Here is a 12,711-nt window from a genome sequence, read left to right as displayed (position 1 = left end):
CTCAGCCCACCTCGCCCTTGCCGCGCTGGTAGCGGCGCACCCGCCGGTAGCCCAGCAGCTCCCCGTCGACGTCGAGGTCGATCTCGTACAGGCCGAGCAGGTCCGTGGAGGAGGGGATGCGGCGGTCCTCGACCACCTCCACCCCCACCCGCCAGCCCTCGTCCGTGGGCTCCAGCGAGACGACGCCCTGCGCCTCCCGGTTGGTGAGGGCGTCGATCAGGCGCAGCCCCTCGCGCGCCGCCTCGGCCGCCGACAGCGGTTCGAGGTACTCCTCCTCCTCGTCGTCACGCTCCCCGCGTCGGGTGCCTCTGTCGGCGTCCCGGGTCCGTCCCTGGGTCATCCCGCTCGCCTCCCTTGTCTGCCGGCCCCACCGCCGCTGCGCCGCCGCGCGCCGCCGGGGCTCTGCGCCGCCCGAAGCCCGCTGGTCTGCCCGGCCACACGCCCTCCGGTCTGCTCCGCCCGACGCCCGCCCGTCTGCCCCGCCCGACGCCCGCCCGTGCCCGTCAGCCGGTCGAGGATCCGCTGCTGGGCGCGGTCCCGCTCCCGCTCCGTGATGTCGCCGGCCGCCGCCGCCCGGTCGAGCGCCTCCAGCTCGCGGCGCACGTTCGCCGGGTCGTGCTGCCGGGACTCGGCCTCCCGGGCGATCACCTTCACCACCGCGGTCACCCCCCGCACCGGGGCGTACGGAAAGGTCAGCAGCGCCCAGAGGATGTCCACGGGTCACCCCGCCAGTTCGTGCGCGGAGACGAAGTCGTACGGGGCGTGCGGGCCGAGCAGCCGCATCCGGATCAGGTCCCGGCGTTGCTCGGCGTACTCCTCCAGCGCGTCGATGAACTCGTCCACCCGCGCGGACTCCACCAGGAACGCGAGGTTCACCGCGTCCAGCTCGTGGCTCGGCGGTCGGACCGTGCTGTCCGCCACGAGCGGCCCCACGGCGTCCAGGACGTGCCGGTTCTCGGCCTCCCGGCGCAGCTCCACCGCCTGGCTGACGATCTCGCCGAAGCGGATCCGCTGCGGCCGGGTCGCGATCTCCGGCTGCCCGCGCACCTGCCGGGCCAGATCGGCGGCCTCCCGGTCGGCGTCGAGCAGCTCCCCGAGCAGCGCCTGCTCGTCGTAGCGGCCGTGCAGCACGTACTCGATGCGGTCCTCGAACTCGTCGAGGGCCGCCGCGAACCGGTCGTGGTGGGCGGTGAGCATCTCCGTCACCGCCTCCGGGCCGGTCACCACGGTGCCGAAGCGCACCGGCAGCACCGGCGCGACGGCCGCCGTCCCGTCCAGCAGCTCCTGGTACGCGGTCAGGTCGGCCGGCCGCCCCAGCGGCTCCTCCAGCGCCACCTCGCTGACCAGGGCGGCCAGCTCGCCGTGGCGGACCGCCGCCACCTCGCCCGGCGGGTCGCCGACCCCGGCGGCGTCCGGGGTCGGCTCCACGTCGGCGGGCACGATGCCGTAGACGAACAGGCCCGTCTCGTCGGCCATCTCAGCCCTCCTCGTTCTCTCGTCGGCGCGGTCGCCGCTCGGGCGGGGCCTCCCGGTCCGCCCCCGTGAGGCCGCCGGTCGCGCTGCCCAGCTCCCGGGCCGCCCCGCCGGCTGCCTCGCCGAGACCGGAGGTGAGCCCCTGCGCGGCCTCGGTGACGTTCCCGACCAGTCCACCGAGCCCCTCGTTCTTGCCCTTTCCGCCGGAGATGTCCAGCCGGTCCACCATCTGGGCGAAGCGCAGGTACGTGTCGATGCTCGCCACGACCACCCGGGCGTTGATCTCCACGAGCGGAATGCCGATCACCCCGATGACGACCTGGGCGTCGATCACTACACCCTTGTCGAGCACGGTCTCCACCAGGTCGGCCAGTCCCCCACCGGCGCCGCCGCCCTGCTCCAGGGCGCCGCCCGCGCCGCCGCCCGTCGCGATCGTCACTCGCCCCGCTCCTCTCGCCGACGCCGGACCACGGGTCGCCGGGGCGGCTCGGGGCGTCGACGGGCCGCCGGGCGGGGGCGCTCCGGCTCCTCGCTCGGCTGCGGCCGACGGGCCCGCTGCGTCTCCTCGCTCGGCTGCGGGCGGCGGGCCCGCTCCGGCCGGCGGCGGCGCGGCGGCTCCTCTTCCTCCTCCTCCTCCTCGTCGGCGTACTCGTCGTACTCGTCCTCGTCGTACTCGTCGTACTCCTCGTCGCGGGGGCGGCGGCGCTGCTCCGGGCGGCGACGCCCGGCGGGCCGCTCCTCGCGCTCCTCCTGCTCCTCCTGCTCCTCGTGCTCCTCGCCGGTCGGCTCCTGTTCCCCGCGCTCCCGTTCCTCCTGCTCCTCGCGCACGGCCGTCTCGTGGTCCCGCACCACCTGGGAGTCCTCGATCTCGCCGCGCCACCCCTCGACCGAGTCCGGGTCGAGGACGGTCTGCGTCATCACGTGCCGGACGAAGTGCTTCAGCTCCAGCCGGGCCCGCCGGCCCTGGGCCCGCCAGAGGTTGCCGGTGTGCTCGAAGAGGCCCTGCGGGTGGTACTCCAGGACGACCAGGATGCGGGTCAGGTCGGGGGCCAGCTCGTGGAAGCTGACGGTGCCGTCGACCGCGCCCTTCTGGCCCTTGGAGCGCCAGTGGATCAGGCGGTCCGGGATCTGCCGGACGATCGTCGACTCCCAGGTCCGGTGCGACCAGAACACCTGGGCCTTCCAGGTCAGCTTCTCGTCGCTCTCCGTGCCGACGTTCTCGACCTTCTTCATGAAGCTCGGGAAGTCGCCGAACTGCGTCCACTGGTTGTAGGCGACCCGGACCGGCACGCCGACCTCGATCGACTCGACGATGTTGGTGACCTTGAGCTTCTTCGATCCGCCCTTGCCACCCTTGCCGCCCCTGCCGAGAGCCGACATCAGTTTCTCCTTACCGCCGGCCAGGCCGGCATGGAACATGGCCTTCACCGGGGACTTGCCCTCGGCGAGCTTCTGGGCGCCCGTGGCCGCGGCGATCAGGCCGGGGCCACCCTGCTGGGCGTACTCGCTGAGCCGCCCGGTCGCGCCCGTGACCTTCTCCGTCACCACCGACATCGCGCGCTCACCGATCGCCGAGGCGAGATTGCGCAGTTCGCCCCCGAGTTGGTCGCGGGCCCGGCCGGCGAGGCCCCCGGGCTTCAGGTTCTCGGCCATGCTCACCGCCCCCGCCGGCTGCCGGCGCCCTCGGTCGCGGGCTCCGACCCGTTCCCCTGGCCCTGGTTCCGGTTCTGGCCCTGGTTCTGGTCACCGCCGCCCTGGCCCTGGTTCTGGTCGCGGCCCTGGTTCTGGCCCTGGTCGCGGCCCTGGCCCTGGCCCTGCTTCTGCTTCTGACCCTGGTCCTGGTTCTGGCCCTGGTTCTGGTCACCGCCACCCTGGCCCTGGCCCTGGTTCTGGTCACGGCCCTGGTTCTGGCCGGATTCGTCCCCGCCGCCACCGTCGCCCCCCGACGCGGCGGACGACCGCCGGCGCAGGGCGTCCGCGCCGCCGCGCAACCGGCCGCTCAGCGCGTCGATGCCGTTGCCGGCGGCGGCCGTCGCGGCGGCCTTGCCGGCCGAGACGAGCGGGCTGCCGAGGCGACCGAGGTTGCCCAACTGGGGCGACGACTGGAGGAGGTTCTGCCCCTGCTTCAGCAGCCCACCGGAACCCTGGCTGGCCCGCCCTGCCGCCACGGCGGCGGCCAGGACGAGGGCCGTCCGCAGCTTCTTCCGGCGGCCGATGAGGTACCCGAAACCCATCGCGAGTCCGATTCGCGTTCCGCTCTTCATCAGTTCTCCTTAGCTCCCCGGCTGGCGGGTACGCCCCTTTTCGGAGAGGCCGGAAAACAGCTACCGGGGATCAGCGCGACAGCGGCCCTCCGCCTGGACGTCCCGCTTTCAGCGGACAGGCCGGCAGTACCCGGCGACATTTCCGCGAAACGTCGCAACGCAATTACCGGCCACCTGGCCGGGCAGCTCAGGACGTGGGGTCGATTACCTCACGAGCAGGCCGGAAGGCGACAGAAAGGCACTCTTCCCGCCACGGGACGCAATAGTTCCCGCCGCCGGTTCAGAGAATGGGCGGGGTGGCGTCCAAACTGATCTCCGCATGGACGGCATCGCCGTCCTCGATCATTTTCGCGCCGCATCTGCGAAGCACGGAAATGGCGCCCGCGTTGTCCCGGGTGGTTTCCGCGACGACCGTGTGCATTCCGGCCGCCGCCGCGAGGTTGAGCAGTTCGCGCAGGGCCGCGGCACCCACGCCCTGTCCCTGGGCGGACCGGCCGAGCCACATCCCCGTCTCGACCGTCCCCGGCTCGGCTCGGCGGGTCATCCGGATCATCCCCAGCACCTCGCCGCTCACCAGCACCGCGTACATCGCGGTGCGGGCCGGGCCGTCGAGCCCCGGGAAACCCGAGCGGTAGTAGTCCCGGAACGCCTCCCGGCGGGCGTGCGACCACCCGGCGGGCGCGTCGACCGGGGGCATCACGTTGTCCGGCTCGGCCTCGGCGACCGCCACCGAGAGCAGCGATTCGAGGTTGCGCTCCTCCACCGGCTCCAGCCGCACCGCACCAGTCACGTGCCGCAGTCTGCCGGTCCGCACCCGCCCGAGTCCACCCTTTGCGTCCCGCTCCCCCGGCGGGTCGCCCGGCCGGTGTCCGCCTCGGCCGCGCGTCGTCGCCCCGGGTCCGCGCCCGCCTCGGTCGCGCGCCGTCGCCCCCTCCGTGCCCGCCTCGGTCGCGCGCCGTCGCCCCCGGCCGGCGCCCGTCTTGGCCGCGCGTCACCGCTACCTCGGCCGGTGGTCGGGGCGACCACCGGCCCGGCGACCGGTCACGCCGGGTCGAACTCGCAGAGGACCGCCGAGGCGTCGTCGGTCGGCTTGTGCCGGCGCAGCCGGTCGGGCCGGTCGCGCTCCGCGGCGCGGACCCGGTCGACGAGCGCGCCCGGCCCCTCGGTGGTGAGCAGGTCCAGCAGCCCCGCCCAGTCGAAGAGCCCGAACTGCTCCACCGCGCAGGACGCGCCGTCGGTGAGCAGGGCGGCCCGGCGCAGCCCGCCCGGGCCGCGCAGGGGCACCGTCCCGGTGAGCGCGTGGTACGCGGCGTCGGGGTCGGCGGCGGCGACCCAGTAGCCGTGCGTGCGGTTCATCCGCTCCCGTTGCAGCCCGACGGCCCGCCGGAACCGGTCGACCCGGTCGCCGTCGTCGGCCGGCTCCGGCAGGGTGGCCGCCATCCGGCGCAGGTCGACCATCGCGGTCTCCAGCCGGTCGTCGACCACCACGTCCACCCGGCCGCCGACGTCGAGCACCAGCGGGCTGTCGCAGAGCACCAGCCAGTCGACCTCGTCGCCGCTGGACCGCAGCAGGCAGACCGTCGACGAGGGGGTGCCCGGATGGTCGAGGTCGCACTCGCCGCCGTGGTCCGCCCGTACCGCCAGGATCGCCGCCGCGAGGCTGCTCACCAGGGTGGCCGCCGGGCGCGCGGCGGCGGCCAGCCCGAGCCGGGCGGCGAGGTGCCGGACGTACCAGGCGGGCCCGTGACGGCAGCCCGTGTCGAAGCCCTCGGGCACGGTCGCCCCGTCCAGGACCCCGACCAGGGGGCCGAACTGGAAGGCCAGATCCTCGTTGACCGCCCGGCCGGGGGCCGGCGCGGACGCCGACCGTACCCGCATGATCGGCCCCGCCGACCCGGCGCGGGTCCCCGGCCCGGCCGCCGCCTCCGCCGCCGCGATCGTCCGCCCGCCCGCGACCGGCCGCCCGACGCGGCCCTGCCCGTCCGGTACGCTCCGGTGCCCTGCCGCCATGCTCACGCTCCCTCCGCCGCCGCGCGGCTACCCCGCCCCGCCGTGGACATTCCCGGCCGGGGCGGGCGGCGCGGCCGGGACGGGCCGGGTCAGCGCCGCCGGTTGCGGGCCCGCGAGGAGCGCAGGCGGCGCAGCCGGCCGATCAGCACCGGCTCGGCGGCCAGCGCGGCCGGGTTGTCCAGCAACGCATTGAGCAGTCGGTAGTAGCGCGTCGCGGAGAGGCCGAAGGTGTCCCGGATCGCCTGCTCCTTGGCCCCGGCGTGCCGCCACCACTGCTGCTCGAAGGCGAGGATGCGCCCCTCGCGCTCGGTGAGCCCGCCGGCACCGACGCCCGGCCCGGCCGACTCGGCCGGCGCGGCCGGCTGGCCGGGCACGACCGATGCGGCCGGCTGGCCCGGCGCGGGCGGTGGGGCCGGCTGACCCGGTACGACCGGCTGGCGCGGCGCGGCCGACTCGGCTGACTCCGCCGGCGCGGGCGTCGTGGCCGGCGCGGGCACCGTGACCGGCTCTCCCGGCGGGGGTGCCGTGGCCGGCGCGGGCGGGGCCGGTGGTGGGGCGGTGGACTCGGGCGCGGACCGGGGCGGCGGGACGACGCGCTCCCGGCCGCCCGCGCGCTCCGGGGCCCCCACGCCCTCGCCGAAACCCCCCTCGCCGGGGCGCGACGGCTCGGGCCGGTCGGTGGCGGCCGGGGAGGCATCGGCAGGCGGCATGGCGCTCCTCACGCGGGCGGGCGAGGGGCCGGCAGGGGCGCGCCGACCAGGAGATCCCCAGCCTAACCAGGGGCGACCCGGACCGCATCGGACGTGCGGTCCGGGTCGCCCCGGCACGCGACGGTCAGGCGACGTCGCGGCGGCGCATGGCGACCAGCGCCGCGCCCAGGACCACCACCAGCGCGGCGGCGAACAGGATCGAGGACTGCCCCCAGGTCACGTCGAGCGTGTCCGGCTTGCACTCCCCGTAGTAGGTGACGTTGCAGGACTGCCAGTCCTCCAGAGTCACCTTCTTCTGCATCCAGGCGAGCGCGTACGTCGGCAGCAGCCACGCCTCCAGGAAGCGCACGCCCGCCATCGCCATGACGATGCCGAGGCCGAACTGGCCGACCACGGCGACCCCGATCGCCGCCCCGAGGGCCATCGCGGTGTGCCGGCCCAGCGAGGCGAGCGCGAACCCGAGGGTCACCGCGACGACGATCAGCACCAGCCCGCGCAGCCCGGTCAGCGCGAACGACTGCCACGCGCCCGAGGTCATCGTCGCGGTGCTGCCGCGCAGCGTGCCGACGAGCCAGTACCCGGCGGTCCAGACCGTCGCCGCGGCGACGGTCACGGCGACCGTCCCGGTCAGCAGGGCCCCCAGCTTGGTCAGCAGCACGGTCAGCCGCCGGGGCCGCCAGAGCAGCAGGTTCATCATGCCGCCGCTGCTCCACTCGGCACCCACGAAGGAGCCGCCGACCAGGAACCCGAGCAGCGCCACGATCGCGGTGAACGTGACGATGGTCTCCTCGAAGCCCTTTCGGAAGTCGAACGTGGAGGGCAGGAACCACTCGGGCTGGATGCTCCCCCTCGGCGGCGCCTCGATCGCCGCGCAGTCCTCCGGGTACCGGCCCTCCGGCGTCTCCTGGCCGGACGCCTTGGCCTGCACGCAGGCGGCCCGCTCCTGCTCGGCCTGGGTCACCTGTTCCTGGTACTGCTGCTCCGCCTCGGCCACGGCGGCGGCCCGCTGCTCGGGGCCGATCTTCTGGTTGGTGAAGAAGGTGCCGACGATCACCGCCCCGATCACCAGCACGCCGAGCAGCGTCATCCATCGGGTCAGGCGCCGCTTGCCCAGCCGGCGCAACTCCGTGCGATAGAGGCTCACGCGCCCCACCCTCCTGCGGCGGCGTCGGGCTGGCCCGCGCCACCGACCTTCGTGGACTGGTCGACCTGGCGGTGCTGCCCGGGCACGGGCGCGGTCGCGGTCAGCTCCAGGAAGACGCTCTCCAGGTCGACCGTGACCGGGGTCAGTTCGCTGACGTACAGGTTGTGCTCGGCGAGCACCCGGCTCACCGTGGCGGTCTTCTCGACCCCGGCGAGCATCAGGTGGTCGGGCCGGACGGTGACCGTCGCGCCCGCCCGGGAGAGGAGGTCCGCCGCCCTTTGCAGGTCGGCGACCGCCTCCAGGCGGACCCGCACCTCGCTACCGGCGTGCTCGGCGAGCACCTGGTCCACCGGCCCGTACGCGACCCGGCGGCCGAGCGAGATGATGGTGACCGAGTCGCAGATGAGCTGGATCTCGCCGAGGATGTGGCTGGAGAGCAGCACGGTCATCCCGGAATTGGCCAGGTCGCGGGTGAGGGTGCGCATCTCCCGGATGCCGCCCGGGTCGAGGCCGTTGGCCGGCTCGTCCAGGATCAGCAGCTTCGGGTCCTTGAGCAGGGCCGAGGCGACCGCGAGCCGCTGCTTCATGCCGAGCGAGTACGTCTTGACCCGCTCGCCGGCCCGGTCCCGCAGGCCGACCAGCTCCAGCACCTCGTCGACCCGGCTCTGTGGCACCTCGCCCGCCCCGGCGAGCAGCGACAGCGTGTCCCTGGCGGTGAAGTGCGGGAAGAACTGCGGGCTCTCCACGATCGCGCCGACCCGGCCGACCACCTCGGGGAGGGCTGCGGGCACCTCCTGACCGAGGATCGCCATCCGGCCGCCGTCGGGCCGGATGAGGCCGAGCAGGGTGCGCAGGGTGGTGGTCTTCCCCGACCCGTTGGGGCCGAGGAAGCCGTGCACCTGCCCCTGCTCGACCCGCATGTCGAAGCCGTCGAGGGCGTGCCGGACGCCTCGTCGTCGACTCTTGTATGTCTTACGTAGACCTTCGATTTCCAGGACAGCGGACAAGCTGCGCCTCCCCCGATGGGTGCGGTGACGTCGCACACCATACGCGGTATGCAGCCGGAGGCAATACCCGGTATGCATCCGCGTGTCGGGGAGTGGTGAGAGGGGTGCCCTTCTCCACCTCAGGCGTTGACAGGGTGCCCTTCCTTACACACCTCAGGCGCAGATGACGTGGACGCCGCCGGCGCGGAACGCCTCGACCACCTCGGGGGCCGCGCCGGAGTCGGTCACCAGCGTCTCCACCCGGTCCACCGGGCAGATCCGGGCGAACGCGTGCCCGCCCAGCTTGGACGAGTCCGCGATGATCACCACCCGCTTGGCGCGGGCCACCATCAGGTTGTTCATCGCCGCCTCGCCCTCGTGGTGGGCGGCGGCCCCGAGCTGCGGGTCGATCGCGTCCACGCCCAGCAGGGCGACGTCCAGGGTGACCTCGCGCAGCAGCGCCCCGCCGAGGGGGCCGACCAGCTCGAAGGACTTGGGCCGCACCACCCCGCCGGCCACCACCACCTTCATCCGGGAGCGGACCAGCAGCTCGTTGGCGATGTTGAGGGCGTTGGTGACGACGGTGAGCTGGGCGCCCTCCGCGCTGGTGTTCAGGTCCGGCCGGACGGCGAGGGCCCGGGCCACCTCCGTGCTGGTGGTGCCGCCGTTGAGCCCGACCACGGCGCCCGGGTTGACCAGCGCGGCGGCGGCGGCCCCGATCCGCTGCTTCTCGGCCGAGTGCTTGGCGGTCTTGTAGCGCAACGGCAGGTCGTACGAGACGCCGTTGGCCACCGCGCCGCCCCGGGTGCGGGTGATCATCTGCTGCTGGGCGAGCTGGTCGAAGTCGCGGCGGATGGTGGCCTGGGAGACGTCGAGCCGGGCGGCGGCCTCCTCGACGCTCACCCGCCCGCTGTCGGTCAGCATCTCCAGCAGCGCGTTCCATCGGGCGTACCGGTCCACCGCGGGGCCTCCACTGACTCTGCACGAACGGTGATTGATTGCGTGCACAGTAGTGCGCGAAACTGCCAAGGTGCAAAATAGTGGGCTGCGCGATCCGGCCGCCGGTTGCCAGGGCCGCGAGGTTTCGCGCAGAATATCGCTCGAAAGACGGCGGTATTGCGCCGTATTGCGCACGGCCTCCCGGCGAGGAGTTCTCATGGCTTTCGTCCACTCGGAGATCGCGAGTCAACCCGACTGTTGGCGGGAGGCCGCGATACTGGCCCCCACGGTCGCCGCACACCTGCCGAGCGCCGGGGAGCGGGTCGCCGTGGTCGGCTGCGGCACGTCGTGGTTCATGGCCGCCGCGTACGCCGGGCTCCGCGAGGCCGCCGGCCACGGCGAGACCGACGCCTTCCAGGCCTCCGAGTTCCCCCTCGGCCGCCGCTACGACCGGCTCATCGCCATCACCCGCTCCGGCACCACCACCGAGGTGCTGGAGCTGCTCGCCGCGCTGCGCGGACGGTGCCCCGCCACCGTGCTCGTCGGCGACCCCGGCTCTCCCGCCGTGGAGCTCGCCACCGCCGCCGTGACCATGCCGTTCGCCGACGAGCGGTCCGTGGTGCAGACCCGGTTCGCGACCACCGCCCTGGCCCTGCTCCGCGCGCACCTCGGCGAGAACCTCGGCGCGCTCGCCGCCGACGCCGAGGTCGCCGTCCGCGCACCGCTGCCGATCGACCCGGCCCGGGTCGAGCAGGTCACCTTCCTCGGCCGCGGCTGGACGGTCGGGCTGGCCCAGGAGGCCGCGCTCAAGTGCCGCGAGGCGGCCAGCTTCTGGGCCGAGGCCTACCCGGCCATGGACTACCGGCACGGCCCCATCTCGATCGCCGCCCCGGGCCGGCTGGTCTGGGCGCTCGGCGACATCCCGGAGGGGCTGGCCGAGGACGTCGCCGCCACCGGGGCCGCCTTCGCGCACAGCCGCACCCACGGCTGCCGCACCGTCCTCGGGAGCTGGGCGGCCGGCCGCACCCCGGTCGACCCGATGGCCGACCTGATCCTCGCCCAGCGCTTCGCCGTCGCCCTGGCCGCCAGCCGTGGGCTGGACCCGGACGCGCCCCGGCACCTGAGCCGCTCCGTGGTGCTCGCATGAGCGCAAACGACGTCGTCGTCGCGGTGGACGTGGGCGGCACCGGGATGAAGTGCGCCCTGGTCCGCCCGGACGGGACAGTCGTGCGCACCGAACGTCACCCCACCGGCGCGGAGCGGGGCCCGGACGCGGTGGTCGAGTCGATCCTCGACATCGCCGCAGGGCTGGCCGGCAAGGCGCGGGCCGACGGGCTCAACCCGGTGGCGCTCGGCATCGCCGTGCCCGGCGTCGTCGACCAGGCCGCCGGGGTGGCCGTCTGGTCGGCGAACATCGGCTTCCGGGACGTACCGCTGCGGGACCTGGCGGTGGCGCGGCTCGGGCTGCCGACGGCGCTCGGCCACGACGTGCGCGTCGGCGGCCTGGCCGAGGCCCGGCTCGGCGCGGGCCGGGGCACCGGGCACGTGCTCTTCGTCGCGATCGGCACCGGCATCGCCGCCGCGCACGTGGTCGACGGGTCGGCCGCCGTCGGCGCGCACGGCGCCGCTGGGGAGTTCGGCCACATCCTGGTACGCCCCGGCGGCCCCCTCTGCGGCTGCGGTCGCCCCGGTTGCCTGGAGGCGGTGGCCTCGGCAGGGGCGGTGGCCCGCCGGTACGCCGAGCTGGCCGGCACGGCCGCGACCGCCGCCGAGGTGGCCGACCGGGCCGCCGCCGGTGAGTCGGCCGCCCGGCGGGTCTGGGCGGAGGCCGTCGAGGCGTTGGCCGACGGGCTGGCCAGCGTTCAGGCGCTGTTCGACGTGGAGACCGTCGTGATCGGCGGCGGCCTGGCCCAGGCCGGCCCCCGCCTCTTCGACCCGTTGGGCGCCGCGCTGCACGAGCGGATGACCTTCCACCGGGAGCCGCGCCTGGTCCCGGCGGCCCTCGGCGACGAGGCCGGCTGCCTCGGCGCCGCCCTGCTCGCCCTCGACAGTCTGGAGAAGTGATGACCCTGCGGGTGAACGGCAAGGTGGTGACCCCGACCGGCGTGATCCGGCAGGGCTGCGTGGAGCTGGACGGCGACCGGATCACCGCCGTCGCCGAGTACCCGTCGGCGCGCGAGGGGCACTGGATCGTGCCGGGCTTCGTGGACATGCACACCCACGGCGGCGGCGGGCACACCTTCACCACGGGCGACGCCGAGTCGGCCCGGCAGGCGGCGGCGTTCCACCTGGGGCACGGCACCACCACGCTGCTGGCCAGCCTGGTCAGCTCCCCGTACGAGCTGATGCGGGACGCCACCGCCGCCTTCCGGCCGCTCGTCGAGTCGGGCGTGCTGGCGGGCGTCCACTTCGAGGGGCCCTACCTCTCGGCGGTCCGCTGCGGCGCGCAGAACCCGAAGTTCCTGCGCGACCCGTCGACCGACGAGCTGACCGCGCTGATCGAGCTGGGCGGCGGCGCGCTCCGCATGGTCACCCTGGCCCCGGAGCGCGACGGCGCGCTGGAGGCCATCAAACTGCTCGCCGGCCACCGGGTCGTCGCCGCGGTCGGCCACACCGACGCCACGTACGAGCAGACCCGCGCCGCCGTGGCGGCCGGCGCGAGCGTCGCCACCCACCTGTTCAACGGCATGCGCCCGGTGCACCACCGCGAGCCCGGCCCGGTGGTGGCCCTGCTGGACGCCCCGAACGTGGTCTGCGAGCTGGTCGCGGACGGGGTGCACCTGCACGACGGGATGCTCGCCTTCGCCACCTCGACCGTCGGCCCCGAGCGGGCCGCCCTGATCACCGACGCGATGGCCGCCGCCGGAATGCCCGACGGCGAGTACGAGCTGGGCGGCCAGCGCGTCATCGTGGCCGACGGGGGGGCCCGGCTGGCCGAGGGCGGGAACATCGCCGGGAGCACCCTCACCATGGACGCCGCCCTGCGGCAGGCCGTGGGGGCCGGCATCCCGATGGCCGACGCCTGCCGGATGCTGGCCACCACCCCGGCCCGCGCCATCGGCCTCGGCGACCGGGTCGGCGCGCTCCAGGTCGGGCTCCGGGCCGACCTGGTCGTCCTCGACGACGACCTGAACGTGATCCGCGTGATGCGCGGCGGCGCCTGGGTGGAGTGACCCGGGTCGGGG

15 protein-coding genes are annotated in these 12,711 nt (G+C 74.8%); 3 read left to right on the top strand and 12 right to left on the bottom strand.

Annotated elements, in window-relative coordinates:
• Nucleotide 1: 1 nt before the first annotated feature.
• From LPU43_RS14930 to LPU43_RS14875, 12 genes are all read right to left on the bottom strand, one after another.
• Nucleotides 2-340, bottom strand: coding sequence for a gas vesicle protein GvpO (locus tag LPU43_RS14930; RefSeq protein WP_229401010.1), 339 nt, complete (start codon nt 338-340; stop codon nt 2-4).
• Nucleotides 337-717 (bottom strand): gas vesicle protein GvpG, encoded by a 381-nt coding sequence (locus LPU43_RS14925; protein ID WP_229401009.1) that lies wholly within the window; start codon nt 715-717, stop codon nt 337-339. The genes LPU43_RS14930 and LPU43_RS14925 overlap by 4 nt, the downstream gene beginning before the upstream one ends.
• 3 nt (nt 718-720) lie before the next feature.
• The gene (locus tag LPU43_RS14920) at nt 721-1,476 is read right to left on the bottom strand and encodes a GvpL/GvpF family gas vesicle protein (protein ID WP_229401008.1); all 756 of its coding nucleotides are present in this window, start codon (nt 1,474-1,476) and stop codon (nt 721-723) included.
• Between the two features lies 1 nt (nt 1,477).
• Nucleotides 1,478-1,912, bottom strand: a complete 435-nt coding sequence (gene gvpJ, locus LPU43_RS14915) for a gas vesicle protein GvpJ (RefSeq protein ID WP_229401007.1) — start codon at nt 1,910-1,912, stop codon at nt 1,478-1,480.
• Nucleotides 1,909-3,126, bottom strand: a complete 1,218-nt coding sequence (locus LPU43_RS14910; RefSeq protein WP_229401006.1) for an SRPBCC family protein — start codon at nt 3,124-3,126, stop codon at nt 1,909-1,911. The genes gvpJ and LPU43_RS14910 overlap by 4 nt, the downstream gene beginning before the upstream one ends.
• A gap of 2 nt (nt 3,127-3,128) precedes the next feature.
• Nucleotides 3,129-3,737, bottom strand: a complete 609-nt coding sequence (locus tag LPU43_RS14905; RefSeq protein WP_229401004.1) for a hypothetical protein — start codon at nt 3,735-3,737, stop codon at nt 3,129-3,131.
• 280 nt (nt 3,738-4,017) lie between these two features.
• Nucleotides 4,018-4,527 (bottom strand): GNAT family N-acetyltransferase, encoded by a 510-nt coding sequence (locus LPU43_RS14900; RefSeq protein ID WP_229401003.1) that lies wholly within the window; start codon nt 4,525-4,527, stop codon nt 4,018-4,020.
• Between the two features lie 251 nt (nt 4,528-4,778).
• Nucleotides 4,779-5,747 carry a hypothetical protein gene (locus LPU43_RS14895; RefSeq protein ID WP_229401110.1) on the bottom strand — a complete coding sequence of 323 codons (969 nt, stop codon included), beginning with the start codon at nt 5,745-5,747 and terminating at the stop codon, nt 4,779-4,781.
• An 89-nt stretch (nt 5,748-5,836) separates the two neighbouring features.
• On the bottom strand, nt 5,837-6,376 hold the full coding sequence (locus LPU43_RS14890; protein WP_373321718.1) for a DUF3263 domain-containing protein: 540 nt from the start codon (nt 6,374-6,376) through the stop codon (nt 5,837-5,839).
• Between the two features lie 205 nt (nt 6,377-6,581).
• Nucleotides 6,582-7,601, bottom strand: a complete 1,020-nt coding sequence (locus tag LPU43_RS14885; protein WP_229401002.1) for an ABC transporter permease subunit — start codon at nt 7,599-7,601, stop codon at nt 6,582-6,584.
• A complete protein-coding gene (locus tag LPU43_RS14880) occupies nt 7,598-8,521 on the bottom strand; it encodes an ATP-binding cassette domain-containing protein (RefSeq protein WP_229401001.1) in 924 nt (307 codons plus the stop codon). Before LPU43_RS14880 ends, LPU43_RS14885 begins: the two co-directional genes overlap by 4 nt.
• Before the next feature lie 240 nt (nt 8,522-8,761).
• Nucleotides 8,762-9,547 (bottom strand): DeoR/GlpR family DNA-binding transcription regulator, encoded by a 786-nt coding sequence (locus tag LPU43_RS14875; protein ID WP_229401000.1) that lies wholly within the window; start codon nt 9,545-9,547, stop codon nt 8,762-8,764.
• Between the two features lie 196 nt (nt 9,548-9,743).
• Between LPU43_RS14875 and LPU43_RS14870 the strand changes: the two genes are divergently transcribed.
• The 3 genes from LPU43_RS14870 to nagA are packed head-to-tail and all read left to right on the top strand — an operon-like array spanning nt 9,744 to nt 12,699.
• Nucleotides 9,744-10,673, top strand: coding sequence for an SIS domain-containing protein (locus tag LPU43_RS14870; RefSeq protein ID WP_229400999.1), 930 nt, complete (start codon nt 9,744-9,746; stop codon nt 10,671-10,673).
• A complete protein-coding gene (locus LPU43_RS14865) occupies nt 10,670-11,590 on the top strand; it encodes an ROK family protein (protein WP_229400998.1) in 921 nt (306 codons plus the stop codon). Before LPU43_RS14870 ends, LPU43_RS14865 begins: the two co-directional genes overlap by 4 nt.
• Nucleotides 11,590-12,699: an N-acetylglucosamine-6-phosphate deacetylase gene (nagA, locus tag LPU43_RS14860; protein WP_229400996.1), complete on the top strand. Its 1,110-nt coding sequence runs from the start codon at nt 11,590-11,592 to the stop codon at nt 12,697-12,699. The genes LPU43_RS14865 and nagA overlap by 1 nt, the downstream gene beginning before the upstream one ends.
• The last annotated feature ends 12 nt before the right edge of the window (nt 12,700-12,711 follow it).

Origin of the sequence: Micromonospora okii (assembly GCF_020884795.1) — a bacterium.
Lineage (GTDB): Bacteria > Actinomycetota > Actinomycetes > Mycobacteriales > Micromonosporaceae > Micromonospora > Micromonospora okii.
This window is presented reverse-complemented; position numbering and strand designations above follow the sequence as displayed.

Excerpts from the sequence above, each read along its gene's own strand:
- LPU43_RS14905 (WP_229401004.1), bottom strand. The coding sequence starts at position 3,737 with ATGAAGAGCGGAACGCGAATCGGACTCGCGATGGGTTTCGGGTACCTC.
- LPU43_RS14880 (WP_229401001.1), bottom strand. The coding sequence starts at position 8,521 with ATGCGGGTCGAGCAGGGGCAGGTGCACGGCTTCCTCGGCCCCAACGGG.
- LPU43_RS14865 (WP_229400998.1), top strand. The coding sequence starts at position 10,670 with ATGAGCGCAAACGACGTCGTCGTCGCGGTGGACGTGGGCGGCACCGGG.
- LPU43_RS14895 (WP_229401110.1), bottom strand. The coding sequence starts at position 5,747 with ATGGCGGCAGGGCACCGGAGCGTACCGGACGGGCAGGGCCGCGTCGGG.
- LPU43_RS14870 (WP_229400999.1), top strand. The coding sequence starts at position 9,744 with ATGGCTTTCGTCCACTCGGAGATCGCGAGTCAACCCGACTGTTGGCGG.
- LPU43_RS14910 (WP_229401006.1), bottom strand. The coding sequence starts at position 3,126 with ATGGCCGAGAACCTGAAGCCCGGGGGCCTCGCCGGCCGGGCCCGCGAC.
- LPU43_RS14920 (WP_229401008.1), bottom strand. The coding sequence starts at position 1,476 with ATGGCCGACGAGACGGGCCTGTTCGTCTACGGCATCGTGCCCGCCGAC.
- LPU43_RS14930 (WP_229401010.1), bottom strand. The coding sequence starts at position 340 with ATGACCCAGGGACGGACCCGGGACGCCGACAGAGGCACCCGACGCGGG.
- nagA (WP_229400996.1), top strand. The coding sequence starts at position 11,590 with ATGACCCTGCGGGTGAACGGCAAGGTGGTGACCCCGACCGGCGTGATC.